Below are 22,787 nucleotides of genomic sequence, written 5' to 3' on the forward strand. Positions count from 1 at the left end.
ACCTGATCGGGGTTGCGCGTCTCGACGGGGATGCTTCAGGAAAGGTTTGCTTACAGGCCGGGTTGGTCCCGAGTGCCTTGCACAGGCCAAGCCATGACTTTTCGTATTATCGGGATGCCACGTACCCCTGACCTCGCCTGCCTCGAAGGCGACATCATATCTCGACTACGGACGCTCCTCCCGAAGCGGACGAAAGACCCCCTGAAAACGCACCGCCAGCAGCAGTCTCCACAGTGCCAAGCGGCATAGGCTCTTCCAGACGATGACCCCGCAACATCCAGTCTTGGGGCGTGATTAGGCGCCCCCAATCCGCAAAGGAAGGAATCGTACCCAAGTCCTCGCGGACGTGCTGTTCGCCTACAAGGCGAACGGGCACAACACGGCTATCGGCGTTGACGATAGTAGGCCCGAACAGCGTTTCGAGCATGAAGATGCCTTCGGCATGGTGCCGAAGGGCCCGGTGCCGCGGATCAGCAAAGATCGCCTTTGACTGGTCAAACCATTGGTGGAGCGGGAGGTAATCGTCCACCCCCCCTCCCCATTTCCGAACCGACGATAGGGCGTGATAATAGCAATGAGCCATCGCACTTCTCCTAGAGATCAGTCGAATGGTCGTCGGTCGCCGTGTAACGCAGCTGGCAGTCCAGAACGAAACTCGGCGTAGCCACGTCGACGACCAGTTCGCCGCAGGCACCATCATTGATTTCCCATCCGGGATGATGGCGTTCGAGAGCAAGGTAAGTCAGTTGCTCGAGGGCGGAATTGAGGCTCTTGTCGTCGCCTTCTCCAGCACAGTCGATCGTCACTTCGGGACACGGAACACTCGCCCCGACGGCGTCAGAGAATACGCATTCTTCGACCGCACCGCTGTCGCCGCACCCATCGAAACGGATTTCTACGCGGGCAATTTCGGCATTGCGCAGCGGGGCAATGATAGCTGCCTTGAGCCGTTGGATTTCACTTTGTGCCTGCGCCGCGCGCTCGGCCTGGCGGACAGCAAAATCCGCCATGATCGCCTGAAAATCAGTCATCAGATTTCTCCTGCAATGTGGGGGGAAGGACCGATCGTCTTGCCCACGATAACAGGCGATCTCTTTCCTCTGACGGCCTGCGCCAGCGCCGATGGCGCTGGCGCGATGCCGGACGCATCAGTCGGTATCCAGAGCCGCGCGCTTGGGAGAAGTTCCAAGCGGACCGCGGCGATCTACGACGGTAATCCGACGAGATTTCGCTTCGATGACGAGGCGCTCCAGGACCCCGTTTCCGGGAAAGGCGACGACATAACGGGGGTCAAGCGAGAGCATACGCTCATTGCGCTTGAAGCCTGCGCGTGCCCCCAGGCGCATGTCGAGGGAGAAGCTGATTTGCGGGATGTTGCGTCGTTCCGCCCAAGAAGATGCCAGACGGTCAACGCCCTTGGTATCACCGCCGTGGACAAGAACCATGTCAGGAACCCGGTCGTGAACCTTGTCCAGAGTAGCCCAGACGTTGTTGGCGAAAGTGAGAGCGTCCTGCTCGTTTGGATGGCGTGTGCGGCCACCGGCAAAGATCACCGGCGTACCTTCTGGCATGGCGGCGCGGCGCTTGGCTTCGGACCGGGCTCGGACGAACTCGCGGCCCTCCACAAGCGCGGAAGTCAGCATGGCGCTGTGATTGAAGCGCGAACTCGACACGGGCTTCCACGAGGAGCCGAATTCGTTGAGATAGAGGGCAGCGGCCACTTCGCGCATCTCTTCGAGAGCGATCATGGCCCCTTCGGCACACTGCGCACGCTCAACCTGGGTCTCGAGTTCATGGGTGTGAATTTCGGATCCATCGGCAGTGGCCAGGAGCGCTCGGACTTCGTCGGTTGCGCGGTCGACGACGGTCGATTTGCGGGTCGCGGAACGGTGGAAGATGTTGACGAACGCCCAGCCGAGGTCCTCGGCATCGGCCTCCAGCGCAGTCCCAGAGACCATCGCAAAAAGATCGGACCAGACCGCTTCGAGAGTATGGACGACCGCATCGTGGACCGGAAAATCATTGGTGGAAACCGGGGCAGGACCAATCGAAAAACCGGAAAGATCGAGGCCGGCAAGTTGGTCAGAAAATGATGAGTGCATGGGTATTGTCCTCCTGACTGGCGTGAGGCTGACGCACCCGCTCATGGCTGCGCCAGCGAGAGCCCGTCAGGGCCAGCTTGAGGCAGTCTCCGCACCCGACAGGGGAAACCCGCTTGGGCAGGCTGGCGCGGGCAGGCCAACGGCCCACAGGGCCGGGCCAACTCGGGCCTGCGCAAGCCGGGTTGCGGAAGACTGGCGGCTGGCCCAGGGCCTCTCTCGCATGGCTTCAGACCATGAGTGCACCTGAAGGCTTCGTCAGGGAGAACAGGCACCTCGGCACGATCAAAGTGACTGGCGCATTCAGGCCACCCGTTTTGCGTAGACGCCCTCACCGTTCGACATGTGACCGAGGCAGACGTAGTCGCCGAACAACGCTTCAAAGCGCGAGGCGATCTGGGACAGCCAGCGTTGTGCTCTGGGCGATCTGGCCGTGCGCCAATCGGCATCCCAATAGGCGCCATCGTCGCGCTCGACGATCCATACCGCAACCAGGCCGGCGTAAACCGACACGCCGAAATCCGCATAGGCATTGCGCATGAGGATACGGTCTTCGCGGCTTCGCCAACCGTCGTGCGCGATCAGGGAAGGGAATGCCTGCCCTGCGCGCTCGCGCAAATCCTCGCGGAGCCATTCATATTCGAAGTCCCAGTCGTCGTCGTTTTCGACTTCGAGCACGGTGAAGGCGACAATGGCCCCGCTGGGATAGCTGACCGATCGGCCCATGATGCCCTCCTTCAAGCGGCCAGCGCAGCGTCGTCAGACGCTTCGTCAATATCATCGGCAGAGATCCGTCCTCCGAGTCTGAGCAAAAGCCTTGATGCTTCCTCAGCCTTCGCGGCAGCGGTGAGAATGGCACGGTCATCCTGCTTCAGGAGCTTGAGCCAATGCTCGATATAGCTCGCATGGCTATCCAGGTGTGTGACTGGCAGACCGAGTTCAGCGCCGAGCATGGCGCTCGAAAGTTCGGCAATGAGTTCCTCGGCAGCGTAAGCTGCAGAGCCAAATCGATTCTTGAGATTACGGTCGAGGCGGCTGGCATGACCGGTCCAATGCGATAGCTCGTGCGCGAGCGTCGCGTAATAGTGGTCGAAGCCCGAGAAGAGATGCGCGGGCGGCATTGTCACCCGGTCAGCTACCGGCTCATAATAGGCTTCGTCGCCCTGATGACGCAGGACGGCCGGAATACTGGCAAAGAATGAGTCGAGTTCAGCCTGACGGCCCTCGGGCTCCACCACCTCAAGCGTCGCGGCGGGATGGAAACGTTCCGGAAGACCTTCGACCTGATCAGCATTGAAAACCGGATAGGCCTTCAACACGCGACGGCTTTCGTCGGTTTTTTCGCCGGTGTCGGGTGCTTCTACTTCCTTGGTGTAGCTCTTGTAGAAGATGGCGATGGTGGATTTTTCACCCTTGCGCACCTGTGCGCCCAGTTCTTTGGCCTGATTGTAGGTCATCCAGAACGGCGAGGCGTAACCGCACATGTCGGCAACCATCCAGAGCCAGAATACATTCATGCCGCGATAAGGGATGCCGCACGCCCGCAATGGGCGCGAGACTGGCACACCGCGCCATGGCTTGATCCAGGGCTTCGTGCCGGACTCGAGGCGGGCGATGATTTCCTGGGTGATACGGGTAGCAGGCGACACTGCGCCGCTTTGTCCCTTGCGATAGGCCATGTTGGATCTCCTGAAATGGCCTGACGACAGTTCCGTCGGTCAGTGCCGGAGATCCCGGAGCCCCCTCCGCTCTCTTTCCATGAAGGAAGCGGCCCCCCGGCATGTGCCGGAGGACCGCTTCACCGTGGCGAGCAGCCGTTCCTGTCAGGAGGAGGTCAGGCGGCCAGCTCGCTCGGGGGCTGATTGTCGTCGTTGGCGACGAAATCCGCGTCGGGACTTTGCGCATCGTTGTCGGCAGGAATTTCCGGCTGGTCGGCAAAGCGCATGACTTCAGGCACCCAGGCGAGGGCCCTTTCCCGAACTTCGACCTCGGTGATGTAGGTCCCCGCGAAGACGCGCTCGGCGCTCATCGCAAGATCGCCCTTTTTCACCGATGCGAAGCGTGAGGACAGTTCCAAACCGCCAACATCGGTGAGCGCATCAAGGATGACCTGCTTTGAGACGCGGTCGAAGTAGTTTGCCGCGGTCGGACGCCACCATTGCGACATGTCAATGCCGATCGTGCTGCCCAGATGATCCTGAAACGTGATCTGACGTTCGCCTGCCATGTTGAGACTCGCCTCGAGCGTGCGAGCGACGACGAAGCCGAGCCATGCTGCGCGGCTTTCATCGGCGAGTGCCCGAAACATCTTGAAGCGCGACGAAGCGTCTTCGCCAGATCGCCAGCTCTCATCGAGACCAGAGCGCAGGTCCGCAAGGGATGCGCTTGCCGGCGCATCCTTCGCTTCGAACCCGACAATCGGACCCGCAGGGACGCCGCCACGCAGGGTCGTGGCCGCGCGCGACCGCCAGTCGTGGGTGTCGGCATCCGCGAGGGTGAAGACCATGATGTCAAGCGAAAGGCCGGGATCCGAGGCCACGTGGAGCGCGAGCACGTCACGACGTTGCATCGCAAGTTCGTCGACCAGGCGCTTGGAAAGCGCTGCACGGCGTTTGCCATCACTGCCGACACTCGCAACGACTTCGACGACATCTTCGTCACCAACGACTTCGATGTCGCGCTCGCCGTAGAACACCGGCTGGAGAACCGGTGTGCCGTCGCGCGAGAGAACGAGGATCATTCCGGCATCGGCCTTCAGTTCGGGTGCCAGCTCCGGGGGCTTTGCCCGAATGTCCTGGCATTCGCGCTCGATCGCTTCGATCGTCGCCTCGGCCGCAGCAATTGCTTCTTCGGCGCTGTCTTCGTCCTCAAGAATGGCCGCATGCTCGTCGTACGAGGCATCGAGCTCGTCAAGGCGGGCCAGTTCGGCGTCAGTCAACGGAGCCGGCTCGGCTGGAAGTCGAATGAGGCCTTCGACGAGATCGTGACTGGCATAGGCGTCAAGCGTCGGCTTGACCCAGGCAAGACCCTGTTCTGCTGCGAGCGCCTTGGCGCGCTTTTCCATCTCCTCCGCGGCGAGCGTTTCCAGAAGCGCGACATCGACCCAGGACTCGCTGTCATCGTCGTCGAAGAGTTCGCGTTCGATCCGGCCACCTGCAGCGATATAGGCTTCGCGACCGACAAGGCGGGCCCGAGCATCGTTGCCGCGAACCGTGCCGGAGAGCACCATGCGCCGGATACTGTCGGCGCTGGGCGCATAATAGCCCGAAGACGCCTGTTCATAGACGCGAGCCTGAATTTCCTGGTCGGAGGTCGCGCCGAAAGCTTTGGCGAGATCGAGAGTGATTTCGCCGGCCGCCAGTGCATCGAAGACGACGGGTGCAAGGGTGGCGAGACGCAGACGGCCTTCAACGAAGCGGACCGTCAGTCCGAACCGGCGCGCGACGTCCTCCGTCGATGCACCTGCCTCGATCAGGGCAGCGAACGCCTGCGCTTCGTCGGCCGGGTTCATCGCGAGGCGATGGAAGTTTTCGGCCAGGCTCGTTTCGACTGCGATTTCCGCATCGTCATCAAGCACGAGGCAGATAACCTCGTAGCCCTTCGGAAGGACTTTCTCTTCGGCAAGCGCCAGCAAGGCGCACCGGCGGCGCTCTCCGGCTTCGACCTCGAATTTGCCACGAGCAGCAGGCCGAACGATGAGGTTCTGCAACAACCCATGGGCTGCGATGCTCGCTTTCAGTTCGGAATCTGCGGCTGGGTCACCGTGACGGCGCACATTGCGAGGGGACTGGACCAACTTGGCCAGCGGGATCGACTTGATCATGGAACATACTCCTGAATATGAGCACGGGCATCGACCTTCGACGCCCATTCGGCTCAAACAGAAGCAAGCCCCCTTCCCTCTCTATGACCGCGGGTGGGCCGATTGCGGTCGGCCCGTAATTGAGAGCGAAATGCCAGAAAGCTCACGTCGACGGGCGTGTGCGTTTCCTCCCTTCACCACGGGAGGTTCGAACTGAGGACGGCTCACAACGACGTGCCGCACGCGGCGACCAGGAAGAACGCGCGCTTATCCTGCCCACCCGGGCAGACCGGACACGCATGGAATTGCGGGCCGAACGCAGCCGTCTAGCGGATGACCTGCTCGCACTCCTCCGGCGAAAATACGTAAACTGAGACATGGCGAGGGAGAATGAAGGGTAGATGTCAGACAGCTAGTAACGAATTGGCCGCAGCCCCAACTCGTGCCAGCCTTCACATGTAATAGCGAAAGTCGGGCTGATCTCGCTCGGCATAGCTAACGTGCTTCAAAACCCGTCCGACTTCCCGCGCTGCTCGGATGGGGATGGGAAGTGCGTGATCGAATTGGGTCGAGTTCCAATTCATCTTGGTTAAGGCAAGGATTTCGGTAGCTATTTCGTCCAGCGAGGTTTCACATTCATAGGGCCGAAGCTGTAGTGCGTTGGGCATTCGTGCGCCCGGGTAGGTGCCGTAGTATGGGACGCTACCCCGCGTGTAGAGGATGCCGTCGTTTCCAATGCGGACGAAGCTCCCCCTGAGCGCGGGGTAATCACCTTCCCGGAAGAGGGCTACATGGCCACCTTCCGATACCCAAACCATATCAGTCATGGCGACGCGCATCTCTTCGATAGCTTCTGCGAAGCCACGAGATTCGCTATTCTCGAAGCGGGACGTCTTCAGAATGACGATCCGGGCCGGCATCGTGCGGTGATGCTCAAAATAAGTCTCAAGCGAGCGCTTGACGAGATCGCAAGCATCTGCGCGGGCCAGATAGGGGTGCTTTCCTGGCCGATCAGTACGAGCCCTCGCTCCGCGAAGGATCAGCCCTTTACCCCGCTCGTCAAACATCTGAGCGGTGCTTGTCCAAAGCCGATGGCCGTCCAGGTCCCGATAAAATCCGATACCAAGATAGCATGTTTCATATCCGTCGGATTTGGGTAGACGCCACGGCACGCGACCGGCCTTGTAGAAAATCGCGTTGAGCAGGTTCCAAGCCCGCGTAGCTGGGCCTTGCACCTTGCGCTCAGTGGTTTTCATCTTCCTGGAAAGCTTGAAGGCGTCATCCCAGACCGAAGGCCAAGCAATCTGCGTCGGCACGCTAAGGCTCAACGCCTTTGCCTTGAACAGATCACGGAAATTGAGCTCGGTAGGGCCGGCTTCCTCCTCATCATCGTCATCATCATCTTCGGACACGATGCTACGTGCGTTGACCACCTTTTCGATCAGAACTTTCGGTAGGGCGATGACGATCACCTCGGGACGCGAAGTGCCCTCAAGCAAAATGCGCGCCTGCACGATCAGCAGATCGACAGCGGCGCGAACCGCTTCCTCGTGGTTCCTTATCGCAACAATCCTCTTTATCTCGGATTGAAGAACCGTCTGGCAGGCTTCCCGAGGCACTTCGAAGCGGCAGCGAAAGGGGTTCTGGTTTCCAAGCCCGGGGAAATCTGGATGCAAATTCCCCAGTTTTTCATTGTCGCTCGGGATACCTTGCATCGCGCGGTCGATGTATTTGGCAAACCCATCGACCGTATCAGATGTGCCTACCACTCCGATCCGAATCAGGTCGCCAGGCTTTGGCTGCAGAGGGCCGTGGCGCATCAATCCGACACGCGGGTCGAGGAACAGGCCGCCATCCCCAAATTCGAGATCTGGCTCGGGAATACAGCGAGTTTCGAATGTGAATGTCACACGCCTACTCCCAACTCCCCCTGTGTGGACTCATCGTCCTGAACCTTCATCCGTTTGGCGTTCGGATCTGTTTCGGACCAAGCGTTCTCAGGAACGGCCGCTTCCATGGCTACGGGTTCAACGACGTTGAATGTCAGAACCGGGCTGACTTCCTCGGCTTCTTGAAAAAGATCGAACTTCGCGTGCGGCTGAAGATCAATTCCTGAAAGCAGAAAACGGAACATCATCATCTGTCCGCGTATCGATCCGTTACGATCGAGCCTCTTCTTCCCAGCAAGGAGATCGGAGGCGAACCTATGAGGACGGAAACCGTCTTCGGTGAACACAAAGGTTGGGGAAATCGATAGAAACCAATTGCTTCCGATTTGCTGGAAGCGAGGTGAGAAAGCGTGGTGGCGAAGGTAGTTGACCTGTCCTTTACGTTTTCCCTTCTTGTAGTCGTAAACTTGGACGACCGTCGCGGATGTCGTTTCGCGCAGGGATCGATAGAAATATCGCCTCGGCTGATACCTCTCTTCGGCCTTGAAATAGAAGAGCCGGGCTTTTCGGTCGAAAGCGAGGATATCCGAGAACTGTTCAGCCATTGTCCGACGCAGCAGTTCGATCATCATCACCGCATCATCATGATCATCGCTAATCGACACGTCTTCCGTATCGACTTCCTCGACCGTGTCGATATCGACAATCGCTTCGAGCGGTGTACCTTCGGGATTGCGAAAGGACAGAAAACGGCGACCGCGAATAACCCAATCGAAGTGATGGCCGTCAGCGCGCAACAACTCCGGAACCGCGTCACGGCCCGAGGCAAAAGGACTTTCGCCAACGAAGATCGATGAAGGCAGTCCGACGTGCATCAGATTTAGATGCGCTTGCTCGCCCACTCGAAGCGATGGGAGGAATGTGCCATCCTTACCGCGGCGGACTGCCATTGCAGCCAGGCGCTCGATCGAACTGGAATCGAGGCGATCTCGATCCTTGCGAAATTTGAGGCGCCGTTCATCCCCTTCCTCTCCAGCCTCAACGTCGCGCCAATAGAGTGATCCGTCTTCCTGTCGGTAGAGGATCAGTGCGACAGGGAGACTGCAACGCTTCCAATAATCGATATCCTGCTGGCGAACGCTGTATTCAAACTCGTCGTCACTTTCGCCGACATATTTGGTGGACTTCGTCGTCTTCACTTGAACTGCGACGGTGAGACCGGTCATGGAGCGCGTAACGGGATCTCGAAATTCGATCGTCCCATCGATGCCCGTTTCTAGGCGCCCACGGCCTTCGAAAACGTGGCCGAGCTCAAGAATCTTGCTTTTGACTACGGTTTCACCCAACTCGCCAGTCAGCTGGTTGTCCGTGAGAGTCTTCATCGAAGGCGCGGCCATGAGAACATATCAAGAATATACGGTGCCGAGGCCTTCGTAGCAAGTTCTTGAAAACGCGTTTCCACCGCTAGGTAGGAGTGACGCCAAGGCCGCTTTCAATGCTGTGACGCGAAACAGAGATCTTAGGTAGGAAAAGGGAACGAGGGCAGAATCAAACAGTTCATTGACTGGTAACCTTCCGCAGAATATATCAACTAACGGAGAAAACCATGCAGCAGGCTTGCTACTACAGCCCGGCGGAACGCCAGCAGGAGAAGGAGCGTCAACGCGCTTCCGACGCCGACGACCTGCGTTCTGGCCGTATTTCGCGCGACGAGATGCGTGCCCGCAATGGTTTTTTCTCCTCGCTGGACATCGTCGAATCGTCGATCATCTGCGAAGAGGCTTTCGCCTGAATCAAGCAGTTCTACCTGCCAAGATCGTCTATGATCTAGCAAGCATCCTGAAATTGAGTGACGATGCCTTCATCGTCGGAGGCCAAGCGCTCAACCTGTGGGCAGAGCGCTACAGCCATGTAGCCGAGCTCGATGCCTACGGGCCCTACACATCCAAAGATATTGACTACTTTGGTCAGCGCGAAGCCGCAGAAAAGCTTGCAAACGCTCTTGGTGGTTCCGTTGCCATCCCCGACACCGACAACCACACACCGCAGACGGCCATAGTGCATGCTGAGATCGATGGGCACCCGATTGAAATCGATTTTCTCTGGCATGTCATGGGCGTCGATGGCGCCAAGCTAAAGAAGCAAGCCATCCAGATAAGAATGAATGTCAGGATGACTGAAGGGACGGCTGAGCTCCATGTCCCAATAATGCATCCCTTTCATTGCCTGCAAAGCCGCCTAGCCAACGTTGTCCAGCTCAAAAGGGAAACCGACCTGGCCCTTAATCAGCTCAACGCTTCACCAATTGTTCTGCGCGAATTTCTTCTCGAGCAATTAGATAATGGCCAAAGCAAGCACGTTACAGGCGTTCTTCAAGCCCTCTATGATTACCTTTCGAGCGACATCGTAGGCCGCAAGGCGCACAAGCACATGCGCAACGATCCTTCAGCGGTCCTCGATACATTCCAAAATGACGAGCGCCTTGACGAACGCTGGCGTGAAAAATCTCTGCATTCCATGCGAGCTTCGTTAGCCAGAAAGCGCACGGCATGGGGCATAATGACCGAGCGAATTAAAGAAGCATTCAACCGAAAGCGCGAGAACGCCCGATCTTGAGCCAATTTGATGTCAGCTTTCAAGGCCAAGTGCAGGTTATTTGATACACCTTTGAGGGGCGCAAAGCTGCCGGAGTCGCCGCAGCGCAAGCCGGATGTTGGATCTTCAGTCAGTGTCCACCACTCGAAACACGGCACCTGTTCCCGCGTCTCGAACCAGATCGACACCCGTTCCATCCCAGTGGTAGTCGAGGTGACGTCCCTGAGTGGGGTCGGATGCACAATCCGGGTAGAACAATCCGACACACTCACCACCCGAATGCCGGATGCTCGGATAGACAACACCTTCGGCCCCGTCCCCTTTGAGCGCAACAGCGAGAGCTTGCGATGCAGCATAGTTGTCGGGATCAAGCGCGGGATCGCCTGCGGCAAGGCTCCTGAGATCGTGAAAATCGGCGCTTACCGAAAGGATGATCTCACGGAACTGTGAGGTCCAGCCTGGCGCTTCTACAGTGCGAGCCATGAAGCGGGCATGGTGATGGATTGTCTCGAACAGCGCAGTTTCGAATGTATCCCCCGCGTATAGGACGCCGTAGGTCCCATCGGTGAAGCGACTAGGTCGGTCGGTGCTGACATGCGTGAACGGGGCCATCAGATAGGATGCGCCGTTGCCCCCTACCCGGCGGTCAGCAGGTACCAGATCGAGATTGCCGATCGTCGCCATAATGCGAGGATTGGTTTTTTGCTCGGCAGAGATCAGCAGTGGCCAATCTGCGGGGTCTGCGATATCTTCGAACAGGTCGATCGGTGGAAAGGCACTGCGGATAATTCGTACCGCACCTTTCCACTCGACCTGGGCAACCGGAATCGCCTTGGGATCAATCACCAGGCACCACGTTCGGCATCAAGATAGCGACGCACCCGCATGATATCGGTCAGCTCGCCGCCAAGCATGACGTCGAGCGCACTCGCTCCGGCAAAGGCGGCGTTGCCTGCCTTGATCCAGGCGTAGCCACGCGGAGCTTCTGAAAAGATGATCCTCAGCGCCTTGTGGATACCCATCAGGTTGGAGAGCCGCGCCGCGCCATCGCGCGAGACACGGCCTGCACCCTCAGCCTTCCACCGCCGGTAGGAGCGAACAGGCATGTCGAGCAAAGTCGCGGCTTGTTCGTCGGTTAGTTCCCATTTCCCAAACAGGTTCAGCACGGCGCGAAACATCGCCGATGCTTCCTCCTGGGTTACAGGATCGGGCCGAAAGGCATGGGGGACGGTATCAACGGGTTGCAGTGCCAACATAAGCATTCTCCATATGGCATCATATATAACTTTGGATGCCAATTGGCAAGATAACGATTCTCATCCCACAAGTCGCGCCAAGACCGCTACTGCGCTCGTCGTCGGGACGAAAAGTCGCGTTTGATAGCGTATGATCTCGGTGAAGCACCCATGTGTCTTGTACCAGTCGAGGCGCGACACCGACCAACCAGCCAGTTCGAGCCGCTGCGCGCCATTGACGAGGCTGCGCTTGAGCGTAAGCGCTTCGCGGCTTTTGATTTGCATCGGTCGCCCTGTCCCGAGCACCGCATCGACGATTTGCTCTGCCGAAAAGGCATGTTCGTCTTCGAGCCCAAGCGCCTGGCAAAGTTCGGGCACGCAATGGAGGGGAACCTCCCGGCCTAACAGCGAGCGTCCATCTCGCGCCGAAATCCGGCTGACCCGAACATAGTCGGAAGGGAGTTTGTCCCACACCGGAAGCAGCAGGCCGGTTGCAAGATGCAGGCGCTCGCGCTTGTGATTTGAGGCGGCGTCATCGACCTCCACCTGCCACAGGCGGCGAAATTCGGTTGGATCCACCGTTTCCCAGCTGCTCTCCGCGAGTTGATCGGCGGTGATGTGCCCATGCTTCAAGGGACGGACAAGCTCGAAGCGGGCCACACGCATACCGTCGTCGGTGAGCAGACTGCGCGCCGGGACGAGCAGGCCGATCCGGCCTGAGCGCGCATTACGCAGAAACTGCTGACGCGAGCCCGAAAAGCCGTAGAGCTCCTCGAGCCGCTCGAGACGCAAAGGCTTGAGCGCGCGGGCGATCTCGAGTTCCAGGAGATGCGTAGTTGCGCCCGACAGCGCATCGGTGCGCAGTAGCGTATCGGTCAGCACCTCGAAATGCTCGACCGCAATGGTTTCGACCCCGATGTCGAGCGTGCCCGCCTGGCGTGCAGCGTCGATCCGCGCTTCGACGAGGCCAAGAAACTCGTCAAATATCCCGTTTTGCAGAGCAATCGGTAGAGCGAGGATGCGATTGAGCCAGCGCTGGATTGTTGGCAGGTCATCGACCATCGCGCCATCGGGCCCTTCGATCCTGAGCCCGGTCAGTTCCTCAAACCGAGAAAGCGTAACGGCTTCCAGCTTGCCCGCGAACAACAGGCCGAACCAGCGGTGAAGCGCCTCCTTGGCGTAGGTGCTCTCGAGATTGTCGGCAGGATCGAAGAGGTTCTGCCCACCTGTCTGGCGCTGCCCTCGGGTCAGTGCCCCGAGGCTGTCGAGCCGCCGTGCAATGGTCGATATAAACCGGCGTTCGCCGCGCACATCGGTCGTCACCGGGCGGAACAGCGGGGCAGATGCCTGATTGGTACGGTTGGTACGGCCAAGGCCCTGAATTGCGGCATCGGCCCGCCAGCCCGGCTCAAGCAGAAAGTGAATCCGGCGCATCTGGTTCTTTGCCGCAAGGTCGGCATGATAACTGCGGCCGGTGCCACCGGCATCGGAGAAAACCAGAATTCGCTTGGTCCCGTCCATGAAGTCTCGCGTTTCGGCGACATTGGCGCGTGGAGAGCGCGACTGGAGTACTTGGCGCCCATCGTGTCCAACAATCAGGCGGCGGGTACGGCCCGTGACTTCGGCGACCTGATCGACACCGAACCGTTCGATAATTGCATCGAGCGCCGTCGCGATCGGCGGCAAGGCACAGAGCTGCTCGATCATGCGATCGCGCGCGGCAAGCGCCGAACGGCACAGAACAGGAGCACCATTCTCATCACTCCTCGGTTCAGACCGGGCATTGCCATTTTCGTCCGTAAACACAGCCATCAACCGAACCGGAAAGCTCTTGGTGAGGTAATCGACCACGTATTCTCGGGGGGAGAGATCGATTTCGAGCGCTTCACGCTCTGCATCGGAGAGATCGGCGAGGCGGCGGTTGAGCATGGCTTCGGCGGTCGAGACAAGTTGCACCACAACCGCGTTGCCGTCGGCAAGCGCCGTATCAATCGCAGGCAGCAGGCTCGGCAGCTTCGTCGATAGAAGGAGCTGCGCGAAGAAGCGCTGCTTGGTGCCTTCAAATACCGAAAGCGCAGCCGATTTGGCACCTGAATTGAGGGTATCGCCACTGTCAGTGTCGACGATCCGGGTTGCCTCGAGCGCCTCCCGCAAATTGGCATGAATGATTGCCCAGGCGTCTGCATAGGCGTCATAAACCGCTACCTGGTCGGGGGTCAGGCAATGCTCCAGAATCTCGTACTCAACCCCGGCAAATGAAAGTGCCCTCGCCGCGTAAAGCCCCAGAGACTTCAGATCACGGGCGACCAGTTCCATTGCAGCGATACCGCCATCACGGATATCTGCGACAAAGGCTTCGCGATTGGCAAAAGCCGTTTCGGGACCCCACAGGCCAAGACGGGTGGCATAGGCGAGATTATTGACGTCGGATGCCCCAGTCGCCGAAGCGTAGAGCACGCGGGCGCGCGGCAGCAGATTCTGGATGCGAACACCGGCAATGCCCTGTTCCGATCCTTTGACCTTACCACGTGAGCCTTCCCCGCCAGCGGCGTTGGCCATCGCATGGGCTTCGTCAAAGACGATGAGCCCGACGAAATCCTCCCCTGCCCATTCGAGAATCTGCTCGAGCCGGGTCGCGTCGCCGCGTCCCGAGCGTAGTGTGGGATAAGTCACGAAGAGTATGCCTTCGCGCATCCCGATCGGGACACCGAGCTTCCATTGACCAAGGGGCTGAACGTCGATGGGAAGGCCGCCGAGCGCGCTCCAATCGCGGCGGGCGTCTTCGAGCAAAGCTTCGTTTTTGGAAATCCAGATGTGGCGCCGCTCGCCCCTCACCCACCGGTCGAGGATGACAGATGCGACTTGCCGGCCTTTGCCTGCGCCAGTTCCGTCACCAAGAAAGTAGCCCATGCGGTAGGCGTGCCCCTCGGCGCTCGGCTTCAAGGCGCAACCTTTGTCGTCGGGCTCAAACCGGCCCGGCAGATCGCGGGCATGCGCGCTTGCGGCATAGATCAGGGTCTCGGCCTGTGCAGCGGATAAGACGCCTCCAGCAATGATGCTCGAAGGAAGCTGAGGCACCACTTCGGGCACGGGTGCGGTGATCGAACCCATCGCGACGGATTCGACCAGCGGGGTCGGATGCGGGACAGCATCTGCAATTGAGATCCGGCTCGGTCGGTAAGGCAAATAATGCCCAACCTGATTCTCGATCGGCGCAGGTGCTTCGCGCGGCGTAAATGCAAGCGGCAGGATCGACGGCGCCGTAGCGGCTGGACGGGCGCTAAGCGGAACCGGGTTCTTCTTTCCCGCCGCCAGTCGCAGCGGCAAGGCTGGCTTGGTGCCGATGCTGGGTTCGGCGGGCAGGCTTACCCGGTCAGGCAGCATATCGATCAGCAAATGAAGCTCGGCAAAATCTGCCGGCTGGGCAATGATCGGGCTGGTACCATCCTCAGCCTTGTCGAGTACCAGCAGCCGGGTTGAGATTGATGTGCCCTGCTTGATGAAACCGCGCTCGATTGTCGCGTTGAGGCGGAGCGCGACGGGACCGGCGATCCCGGCGAGGAACTTCGGAAGCTCGAACCACTCGGGCATCACTGCGACCAGGCGGCCACCTGGCAGAAGACGCTTCCAGGCAGAACGCAAGTGCCGATCGCAAGTACGGCTATCGTGGCCCCTCTCGATACTGTGTGAAAAAGGCGGGTTCATCAGCACCACGCTCGGACCCACGTCGGGGGTGAGAAGTTCGTCGACCAGTTCCCCGTCAATTCCCGTAACTGTCGCTTCCGGAAACACGGCGCCCAGGCATTCGCGGCGCAGCGGCGATATCTCGTTGAGAGCAAGACGCGCAGTTGCCTTTGCAGCCCATACGCCCAGCATGCCGGTCCCGGCCGACGGTTCGAGAACCAGTTCATTGGCAGAAATCGCGCATGCCTTTGCAGCCATCCAGGCCAGACGGGGCGGCGTCGCGAATTGTTGCCACTCGATCTGCTCATCGCTCCGGTTGGACTGGGTCGGGACCAGACGTTCAAGGCGCGTGAAAGCCTCATCGGCAGCGCTGGATGGCATCGCGAGAGAGAATTCAGTTGCCTGCGCAAGAAACAGCACCTGCGCCAATTCAAGCGCGGCATGGGCATCGCGTACGGACCAGCGTCCTTCGGCGTCGCTACCGCCGAAGTGATCGGCCATTGTTGCGTTCACTGTACGCCGTGAGATGGCTTGATCGGCAGCGAGTAGTACAGCTAGCGCCCTCGCCGCCGCCAATACTTGCAGCTCGGCGGTATCGGAGAATGCGAAAGCAGTATTTGCGTGTGACATGCGAGACCTCCTAAAGAGGCCCTTGCCTGCTCCCGGAGTTAGTCCGGGTGTCCGTTCGGATGAATCCGTCTGGGGGCCTCATAAGGCCCCAAGCCTGCTTTCCTCTTACTGGCACTCAGACCGCAGCTCGGACTCTGGACATGCCGAATAATCGTCAATCAGGAAGAAGGCTCTGACTGACGCCGCGAGGATGGTAATCCCAGCACCGCCCGCTATGAGACTGAAAACGCAAATTCAGGCAGACCGATGGCCCGCAAGCATTCGAAAAATGATCCCTATGGCGACGTGCACCAGGAGGAAGAGGTGCCTGAGAGCGTGGTCCACTGTTGGCTCTGCAGTCGGCCGACCGGCAAGACCATTGTCTGGCACCACCCCGTACCCAAAAGCCGAGGTGGTCGAGACGTGGTCCCCATGCATCCGATTTGTCAGCAGACGCTGATCGCCAATTTCACCAATTCCGAACTGCAGCGGCACGGAATGGACATAGAGAGCCTGTTGGCCGATCCCGCAGTCCGCAAGTTCGTCGATTGGGTGGCGAATAAGGACCCCGATTTCACGGCCACCATTGCCAAGAAAAAACGCTGACTGGGGGTCAACTTCGTCATCCGCCGACATAGCATCCATTCCCATGGCACTCAGGGACGTCCATAAGCAGACCGTCATTTCAGTTTCGATCAGCGCGCGTCCATGTCTTTCATCGATCAGCTCAAACTCACAATACCGTTAGTCCAGGCCCCCATGGCCGGCGTCTCCACTCCTTCGCTGGCTGCTGCCGTGTGTGAAGAGGGTGGGCTTGGATCCATTGGGGTGGGATCAAGTGACGCCGCGGCTGCGCGAGCGATGATTGAGGAATTACGCGGCCGCACCCGCCGGGCCTTCAATGTCAACCTGTTCGTCCATGGTCCTGCCAGCGCGGATCCGGATCGGGAGGCGGCTTGGCTCGAATGGCTCGCTCCGCTGTTCGCGGAATTCGATGCCGAGCCACCAACACAGTTGCATACAATCTACAAAAGCTTTGCCCACGATCCCGACATGTTGTCGGTGGTGCTGGACCTGGCGCCCCCTGCTGTCAGCTTCCACTTCGGCCTGCCCTCCGCTGACATTTTGTCGGCATTGCGCGAGCGAGGTATTTATCTGATCGCCACGGCAACCAACCTTGATGAGGCTCGGGCCATCAAGGCCGCGGGAATCGACGCCATCGTCGCACAAGGCATCGAGGCGGGCGGCCACCGAGGTGTCTTCGACCCTGCCGCACCAGATCCAGCGTTGGGCACCATTGCCTTGACCCGATTGCTGGTTAGCGAATTGAATATCCCTGTCATTGCGTCCGGTGGGATTATGGACGGCGCCGGTATCGCGGCAGTGCTCGATCTTGGCGCTGTCGCGGCGCAACTCGGCACTGCGTTTATCGCATGCCCGGAATCGGCTGCGGACGATGCCTATCGTGCGGCGCTGAACGGCTTGGGAGCGTATCACACTGTACTGACATCGCTTATATCAGGCCGTCCTGCGCGAGCGGTCGCCAATCGGTTCACGGCCATGGCGGATCGGCTGGGGGAGCGGCTTCCACCGGATTATCCGATAGCCTACGATGCCGGAAAAGCACTTCACGCTGCAGCCAAGGCAAAAGGCGAGCATGCCTTTGGTGCGCAATGGGCCGGCCAGGGTGCGCCGCTCAATCGTGCTATGTCGGCCGCCAGACTGGTTCAGACGCTGCGAGCCGAACTCCAGCAGAGCCGATCGATACATACGGATCTAGAGCATTAATGTTCACGCCCAGCGTTGTACACGAGCGCCGACAGAGCCAACCTTCCCAGAGCCATTCCCTTTCGCCGAAAGCAGGCGTTCGTTCAGCACAAAATTTGGCTCTCGGATTGAAAGGTATCAGGCAGGTTGCCAAAAGTCCGTTGTTATACTGCGATAGAGCAGATCGTTACCTTCATCCCGGGGTCGGGGGTCGGCAACAGCAGCTAATTGTGCAAGTGCCGGCGAACCACTAGGCCGCGAGCTTCTCGCTTGCCATTCGGAGAGAACAGTGGTCGTCGCCTTTCGGATATGGATGTTATTGGCGTTAGTTTCTCTGACGCTGGCATACCCTGCCCATGCAAGCAATGCTGAAGCGGCTTCAAAGGAGTTCGCCGAATGCAAGGATGCCGGTTCGCACGTCTCGCTACTCGGGACCGAATGCGTTCGTATCGACGTGCCGCTCGACTACTCCATGCCGGACGCCGGAACGGTTCGGCTATTCCTTCGCAAGTTTCCTGCCGAGGGAGCCAGCAAGGGCCAGTTGTGGCTGGTTGCTGGCGGTCCGGGAGAGTCCGGTGCCTCGTTCTATCCATACATCGAGACCATACGTGCGGCGGCCCCGGGCTTCGACCTGATGGTCCCCGATCATCGCGGAACGGGCTTTTCGACAAGGCTCTGTCCGGCAGAGGAGAATCCGGCGAGTGCCGCAGGGACTGTTTTGGTCGGCGACGAATGGGGTACATGCTTTGGTGCGCTCAATGCGAATGCGGACCGGACCAGGTCTTTCACCATCTCGAATGCCGCGCATGACCTTGATCTCTTGATGTCCCGGTTCGACCTTGGCACGAGCTCGTATCTCTACGGCGTCTCATACGGCACTCAACTGGTCCTACGTATGCTCACACTGGCGCCGCAGGATGATCTCGACGGGGTCATTCTCGACTCGCTCGTCCCGCTTGAGAGCAACAATCAGCTAGATTTGAGCCACCGGTCAGCCATCACTGACCGCATTGGCCGGCAAGTGCTGCGCCAATGCGACGAAGTACCCGATTGCAGCCGGTATTTCCCCGATGGAGCCGAGCGGGCTCTCACTGAAGTTCTCAAGCGTCACGATATCGAGAAACTGACTGGCCCGAATCCAAGATACAGGCTGTCTGCTCTGCTCGATTTTCCCGAAGCACGAGCGATGCTTCCCGATGTTATCGCGGGATTGCAGGCAGGCGATCCTGCGTGGCTGGACCATGCCATAGACCAGCTGGTAAGCATCGGTTCCGTTCTCCAAGCCTATCCGCAAAGCGGCTCATCCATTCCACTGGTGAATCTGATCAGTCGCTCGGAGAACAATGCGCGTCCGGAACTGACAGCTGAGATAATCGAGAACGAAGCGGAGGGATATCTCTTCGCCAGTCCCCTGCCGTCACTTCTGCTGTCAGGCGGTATCCCGACCTACGAGCCGGATGCAAACTTCGGGAAAAGCCCTGAAAATATTCCTCCCACAATCGTCCTCCACGGCACGCTCGATCCCAAGACCCCATTTGACGGAGCCCGAGAGCATGTCGCCCCGCTGGAGGCGGCAGGTGACATCTCGCTAATCCCGGTCGAACAGGCGCCTCACTTTATCCTGATGAGCGCGCCGGAAGAATTTCAAAGATTGCTGCAAGACTTTCTCGGCAAGGATGAAGGTTTGTTGCCTGACAGGAAGCAGTGATCTCTAGGCAGTTAGACCTTGCTTACCTCTATCGGCGTATCATCGAAGAATCTGGTAATCCGGCGCATTTAGGACTATCTGAGAAGCCATGAAGACGCTTGAACTCAACGGCTATCTTGCAGGCGTGAAGGCGCGCAAGGCCAAGCAGGCACCCAAGGGTGGGGTGTTAGAGGTTGAGTCATGCCGAAATGGGGGAGCGCGGCGCACAACTGCAAAGCGGTCCGCGCTTAAGCGAGCCGATGCTCGCGCAAAGGCTGCAAGCGTGCAGCCCGTCCTCTCAAACTATTGATTGAGCGACTTCCGACGACTCTAACGCTCTTCTTTCGAAGGGCAATGGCGGGCACTGTTCCAGTGTGTCTGGAGGGGGTGACGAATTTTGGCGTCTCTATTCCAATAGGCCGCAGTCGCCGACATAGCCGTCATTCCCGGCCTCTGTCCCCCCGCCGAAATCTGCCGTACATTCACGCGGCTGATTACGAGTAAAAGTGGCCGATTTTGGACCGTCTTCTCTCAGCCGGGCGACGGGGGAATGCCGACATTCGGCATGCGACAGTGGTCGCTAAGATCGGGTAGGCAGCATGCGCTGTTCCTGGTCAGCGATATGTCGAGTTTCGTAAGGGGGTCGGCGCTTTGGGCCGACGGCAGCAATGCTGCGGTGAAACTGTGCCTACTGAACAAGGGCAATTGGCGCGAGGGCAAACCTCAGGCTTGTCTGGTTTCCCTCTTCCATCCCCCCACGAATGCCATCAGTGCTCAACCTCGCAGCGCTGGAAACGGTCGTATTTACGCGGGCCGATGACAGGCGAAAATTGGCCACTGTGCGACATCAAGCCAGTTACTGGATTTTGTTCATGACGGCGAGTCGCCCGGAGCGCCGCCCAGCGCCTGGTATAGCGCGACATGGGCATTGAGGCGGTCGCTCTGGATCTGAACTAGCGCGAGATCGACCGACAGCAGCGCGCGCTGCGCGTCGATCTGTTCGAGGTAGGGCGAATAGCCTGCACGATACCGGTTGGTGGCATGGCGAAGGGCATCGGCCACGGCTGCGCGCTGGGCCTGCAGGGCGCGCTCCTGCTGTGCCAGACGGTCAATCACGGCCAGTTGATCCTCTACCTCGCGAAATGCCGTCAGGACCGTGCGCTGATAGGCGAAGGCGGCCTGATCACGCTGGGCTGTCGCGGCGTCGAACTGCCCTTCCAGCCTGCCACCGCTGAACAGGGGTGCAAGGACGCTACCGCCAAGCGACCAGATCCCCACCGGATCGTCCAGGTTCGACGAAAGCACCGCACCGGCAGAGGCGGCAAGGCGCAGTTGCGGAAGAAACTGCGCCCGCGCCGCGCGCAGGCGGGCGTCGCTAGCGGCCAGAGTGAATTCCGCCTGAGCAATGTCGGGCCGACGCCGCGTCAATTCGCTTGGGAGAACGGCGGGAATGGCGGGTGCTTGCAGATCGGCGACGGTTCCGCCGCGGGCGACAGCGCGCGGGGTTTGCCCGACCAGCTGCGACAGCGCGTTTTCCTGCCTGGCAATCGCGGCTTCTATCGCGGGAATTTGTTGCTGCGCGGCGCGATATTCGGCCTCTGCCTGCCGCAGTTCGAGCTGCGAGGTATAGCCAGCCTCCGCACGGTCGCGCGCGATCCTCAGCGCCTCGGCGCGCGCGGCAAGCGCCTCCCGCAGAATTTCGAGCCTGCTATCGAGCGCCAGCAGGGTGATATAGCCAGATACCGTAGCTGCTGTAACAGCTAGCGTGGCGGCTTCCCGCGCTGCCTGTGTTGCCGCGCTGTTGGCGCGCGCGGCATCTATCTGTGCCCGGTTGAGGCCGAACAGATCGATCTCGTAAGCCGCCTGAAACAGCGGTTGCGCGGCCAGCCCCTCGTTGGCGCTGCCAAAGGCGTTCAGGCTGCGCGATTCGCTGATCCCCGCCGTGGCGTTGAGCGTGGGGAGCAGCAGGCTGCGCGCGGCGCGTTCCTGCCCGCGCGCTTCACGAACGCGCGCGGCTGCGATGGCGATATCGGGATTGTTGGCCTGTGCATCGGCCACGATTTGCGAAAGTGCCGGATCGCCAAAGGCATCCCACCACTGCCGCTCTACATCGCCGCGCGCATCTAGGTGCGTCCGCCATGCGACAGGCGGCGTCACCACGCTGGTATCGGGGATTGGCGCAAGCGTGGGTGCGCATCCGGCCAAAGCGGCAAGGAAGGCGATCGGGGTCAAACGGCGGGCGGTGTGGCGGCGCATCAGCGATCCCCCGTGTGAACCGTTGCGATCACCGACATGCCCGGCCCCAGTCTGGCCGCCGCTTCCTGGTTCGGATCGATGCGGATACGCACTGCGATGCGCTGCGGAACCTTTACGAAGTTGCCTGCGCCGGTATCGGGCTTGATGACGCTGAATTCGCTACCCGCAGCGGGCGAGACGCTCTGCACCGTGCCTGCAAGTTCAAGCCCGCCCAGCGCGTCGATCCTGAGTGTGGCTGGTTGGCCCACTCTGATCCCGGCAGTTTGGGCTTCCTTGAAATTGGCGACCACCCACAGCTGTTCCGGCACCAGATACATCATCTGCGTGCCGGGCGAGACGAGCTGCCCTTCACGCACCGAAACCTCGCTCAGACGGCCATCGCGCGGGGCGCGAATAACAGTGTTGTCGAGATCGATCTGCGCAAGGTCGCGCGATGCGGTGGCTCCTTCGACCTGCGCTTCCAACCCGCCTTGCCCGACATCGACCGAGCGCAGCTGCTCGCGCGCGATGTCGCGTTGAGCCATGGCCTGCGCCACACCCGCCTCTGCCTGACGCAAGGCAGCCCGTGTCTGGTCGCGTTCGCGCAGCGATACCGATCCTTCGCCGACCAGTTCGTCGACCCGGCGTATATCGGCCCGCGCTTTGGCCAGCTGGGCGCGGGCATTGGCGACGGAGGCCTCTTGCAGGCGCAGCTGCGCCTCAGCCGAGCGCCGGCTCTGTGCCGCATTGGCGAGGCTGGCGTTCTGCGCTGCCATGCCGGCCTCGCCCTGTGCCACCCGTTGCCGGTAGATCCTGTCATCGATGCGCACCAGCGGTTCGCCCTCTTTTACATCGGCGAAATCCCGCACCAGCACTTCGGTGACATATCCGCCGACCTGCGGACTGATGACAGTGGTCTGGCCGCGCACATAGGCATTGTCCGTCGTCTGGCTGTCCGCCTGAAACGGCAGCAACTGCCAAGCATAGAGCACGGCCAGTGCGCCAGCGATGATGGCAAGGGCAAAGAAGATCGTCTTGAGGCGCGATCTCTCCGGGGCCCATCCTTCGGCACTGGTCTCGTGCGCCGTGGGTTCTGCCTCGGAACCCCCTTCACCGGGAATTGTACCGGTGCCGTTATCAGGTGTTTTGTCTGGTTGCATGTCCGGCCCTTTGCCGGCCCCTTCG

At 59.9% G+C, this 22,787-nt stretch carries 18 protein-coding genes; 5 read left to right on the top strand and 13 right to left on the bottom strand.

Translation table 11 applies throughout. The features are described from left to right. Positions 1 to 154: 154 nt before the first annotated feature. The 8 genes from LOZ74_RS13120 to LOZ74_RS13155 form a co-directional block, all read right to left on the bottom strand. Complete coding sequence (locus tag LOZ74_RS13120; RefSeq protein ID WP_127692019.1) at positions 155 to 583, bottom strand: hypothetical protein; 429 nt, start codon at positions 581 to 583, stop codon at positions 155 to 157. 10 nt (positions 584 to 593) lie between these two features. Further along, positions 594 to 1,031 carry a DUF6878 family protein gene (locus tag LOZ74_RS13125; protein ID WP_127692018.1) on the bottom strand — a complete coding sequence of 146 codons (438 nt, stop codon included), beginning with the start codon at positions 1,029 to 1,031 and terminating at the stop codon, positions 594 to 596. A gap of 117 nt (positions 1,032 to 1,148) precedes the next feature. Beyond that, positions 1,149 to 2,102: a DUF2493 domain-containing protein gene (locus LOZ74_RS13130; RefSeq protein ID WP_230291549.1), complete on the bottom strand. Its 954-nt coding sequence runs from the start codon at positions 2,100 to 2,102 to the stop codon at positions 1,149 to 1,151. 300 nt (positions 2,103 to 2,402) lie between these two features. Beyond that, complete coding sequence (locus LOZ74_RS13135) at positions 2,403 to 2,825, bottom strand: hypothetical protein (protein WP_230281945.1); 423 nt, start codon at positions 2,823 to 2,825, stop codon at positions 2,403 to 2,405. Positions 2,826 to 2,836: 11 nt separating this feature from the next. Then, positions 2,837 to 3,778: an ArdC family protein gene (locus LOZ74_RS13140; RefSeq protein ID WP_230280441.1), complete on the bottom strand. Its 942-nt coding sequence runs from the start codon at positions 3,776 to 3,778 to the stop codon at positions 2,837 to 2,839. A gap of 155 nt (positions 3,779 to 3,933) precedes the next feature. After that, entirely contained in the window at positions 3,934 to 5,922 is a 1,989-nt protein-coding gene (locus tag LOZ74_RS13145) for a ParB/RepB/Spo0J family partition protein (RefSeq protein ID WP_127692223.1), read from the bottom strand. Between the two features lie 431 nt (positions 5,923 to 6,353). Next, positions 6,354 to 7,811 carry a hypothetical protein gene (locus tag LOZ74_RS13150; RefSeq protein WP_127692224.1) on the bottom strand — a complete coding sequence of 486 codons (1,458 nt, stop codon included), beginning with the start codon at positions 7,809 to 7,811 and terminating at the stop codon, positions 6,354 to 6,356. After that, complete coding sequence (locus LOZ74_RS13155) at positions 7,808 to 9,172, bottom strand: DUF4365 domain-containing protein (RefSeq protein WP_164847545.1); 1,365 nt, start codon at positions 9,170 to 9,172, stop codon at positions 7,808 to 7,810. Before LOZ74_RS13155 ends, LOZ74_RS13150 begins: the two co-directional genes overlap by 4 nt. A 224-nt stretch (positions 9,173 to 9,396) precedes the next feature. Here LOZ74_RS13155 and LOZ74_RS13160 point away from each other — a divergent pair, with 224 nt between their 5' ends. Together LOZ74_RS13160 and LOZ74_RS13165 are read left to right on the top strand one after the other, a co-directional pair. Beyond that, positions 9,397 to 9,582: a hypothetical protein gene (locus LOZ74_RS13160; protein ID WP_007013849.1), complete on the top strand. Its 186-nt coding sequence runs from the start codon at positions 9,397 to 9,399 to the stop codon at positions 9,580 to 9,582. 53 nt (positions 9,583 to 9,635) lie between these two features. Beyond that, positions 9,636 to 10,406, top strand: coding sequence for a hypothetical protein (locus LOZ74_RS13165; protein WP_127692226.1), 771 nt, complete (start codon positions 9,636 to 9,638; stop codon positions 10,404 to 10,406). 105 nt (positions 10,407 to 10,511) lie between these two features. On the opposite strand, the gene LOZ74_RS13170 is transcribed toward LOZ74_RS13165, so the two are convergent. The 3 genes from LOZ74_RS13170 to LOZ74_RS13180 are packed head-to-tail and all read right to left on the bottom strand — an operon-like array spanning position 10,512 to position 15,934. Next, positions 10,512 to 11,231, bottom strand: coding sequence for an RES family NAD+ phosphorylase (locus LOZ74_RS13170; RefSeq protein WP_230280436.1), 720 nt, complete (start codon positions 11,229 to 11,231; stop codon positions 10,512 to 10,514). Beyond that, positions 11,228 to 11,641 carry an MbcA/ParS/Xre antitoxin family protein gene (locus LOZ74_RS13175; protein WP_127692237.1) on the bottom strand — a complete coding sequence of 138 codons (414 nt, stop codon included), beginning with the start codon at positions 11,639 to 11,641 and terminating at the stop codon, positions 11,228 to 11,230. Before LOZ74_RS13175 ends, LOZ74_RS13170 begins: the two co-directional genes overlap by 4 nt. Positions 11,642 to 11,701: 60 nt before the next feature. Then, positions 11,702 to 15,934 carry a strawberry notch-like NTP hydrolase domain-containing protein gene (locus LOZ74_RS13180; RefSeq protein WP_370638832.1) on the bottom strand — a complete coding sequence of 1,411 codons (4,233 nt, stop codon included), beginning with the start codon at positions 15,932 to 15,934 and terminating at the stop codon, positions 11,702 to 11,704. Positions 15,935 to 16,180: 246 nt separating this feature from the next. Between LOZ74_RS13180 and LOZ74_RS13185 the strand changes: the two genes are divergently transcribed. From LOZ74_RS13185 to LOZ74_RS13195, 3 genes are all read left to right on the top strand, one after another. Further along, entirely contained in the window at positions 16,181 to 16,519 is a 339-nt protein-coding gene (locus LOZ74_RS13185) for a hypothetical protein (RefSeq protein WP_230280430.1), read from the top strand. Between the two features lie 102 nt (positions 16,520 to 16,621). Then, positions 16,622 to 17,701: a nitronate monooxygenase family protein gene (locus LOZ74_RS13190; RefSeq protein WP_230280429.1), complete on the top strand. Its 1,080-nt coding sequence runs from the start codon at positions 16,622 to 16,624 to the stop codon at positions 17,699 to 17,701. 268 nt (positions 17,702 to 17,969) lie between these two features. Beyond that, complete coding sequence (locus LOZ74_RS13195) at positions 17,970 to 19,388, top strand: alpha/beta fold hydrolase (RefSeq protein WP_230280428.1); 1,419 nt, start codon at positions 17,970 to 17,972, stop codon at positions 19,386 to 19,388. 849 nt (positions 19,389 to 20,237) lie between these two features. Here LOZ74_RS13195 and LOZ74_RS13200 read toward each other — a convergent pair. Together LOZ74_RS13200 and LOZ74_RS13205 are read right to left on the bottom strand one after the other, a co-directional pair. Further along, complete coding sequence (locus LOZ74_RS13200; protein WP_230280427.1) at positions 20,238 to 21,623, bottom strand: efflux transporter outer membrane subunit; 1,386 nt, start codon at positions 21,621 to 21,623, stop codon at positions 20,238 to 20,240. Then, positions 21,623 to 22,762 carry an HlyD family secretion protein gene (locus tag LOZ74_RS13205; RefSeq protein WP_230280426.1) on the bottom strand — a complete coding sequence of 380 codons (1,140 nt, stop codon included), beginning with the start codon at positions 22,760 to 22,762 and terminating at the stop codon, positions 21,623 to 21,625. Before LOZ74_RS13205 ends, LOZ74_RS13200 begins: the two co-directional genes overlap by 1 nt. Between the last annotated feature and the right edge of the window lie 25 nt (positions 22,763 to 22,787).

It is taken from the genome of Croceicoccus sp. Ery5, from assembly GCF_020985325.1.
Classification (GTDB): domain Bacteria; phylum Pseudomonadota; class Alphaproteobacteria; order Sphingomonadales; family Sphingomonadaceae; genus Croceicoccus.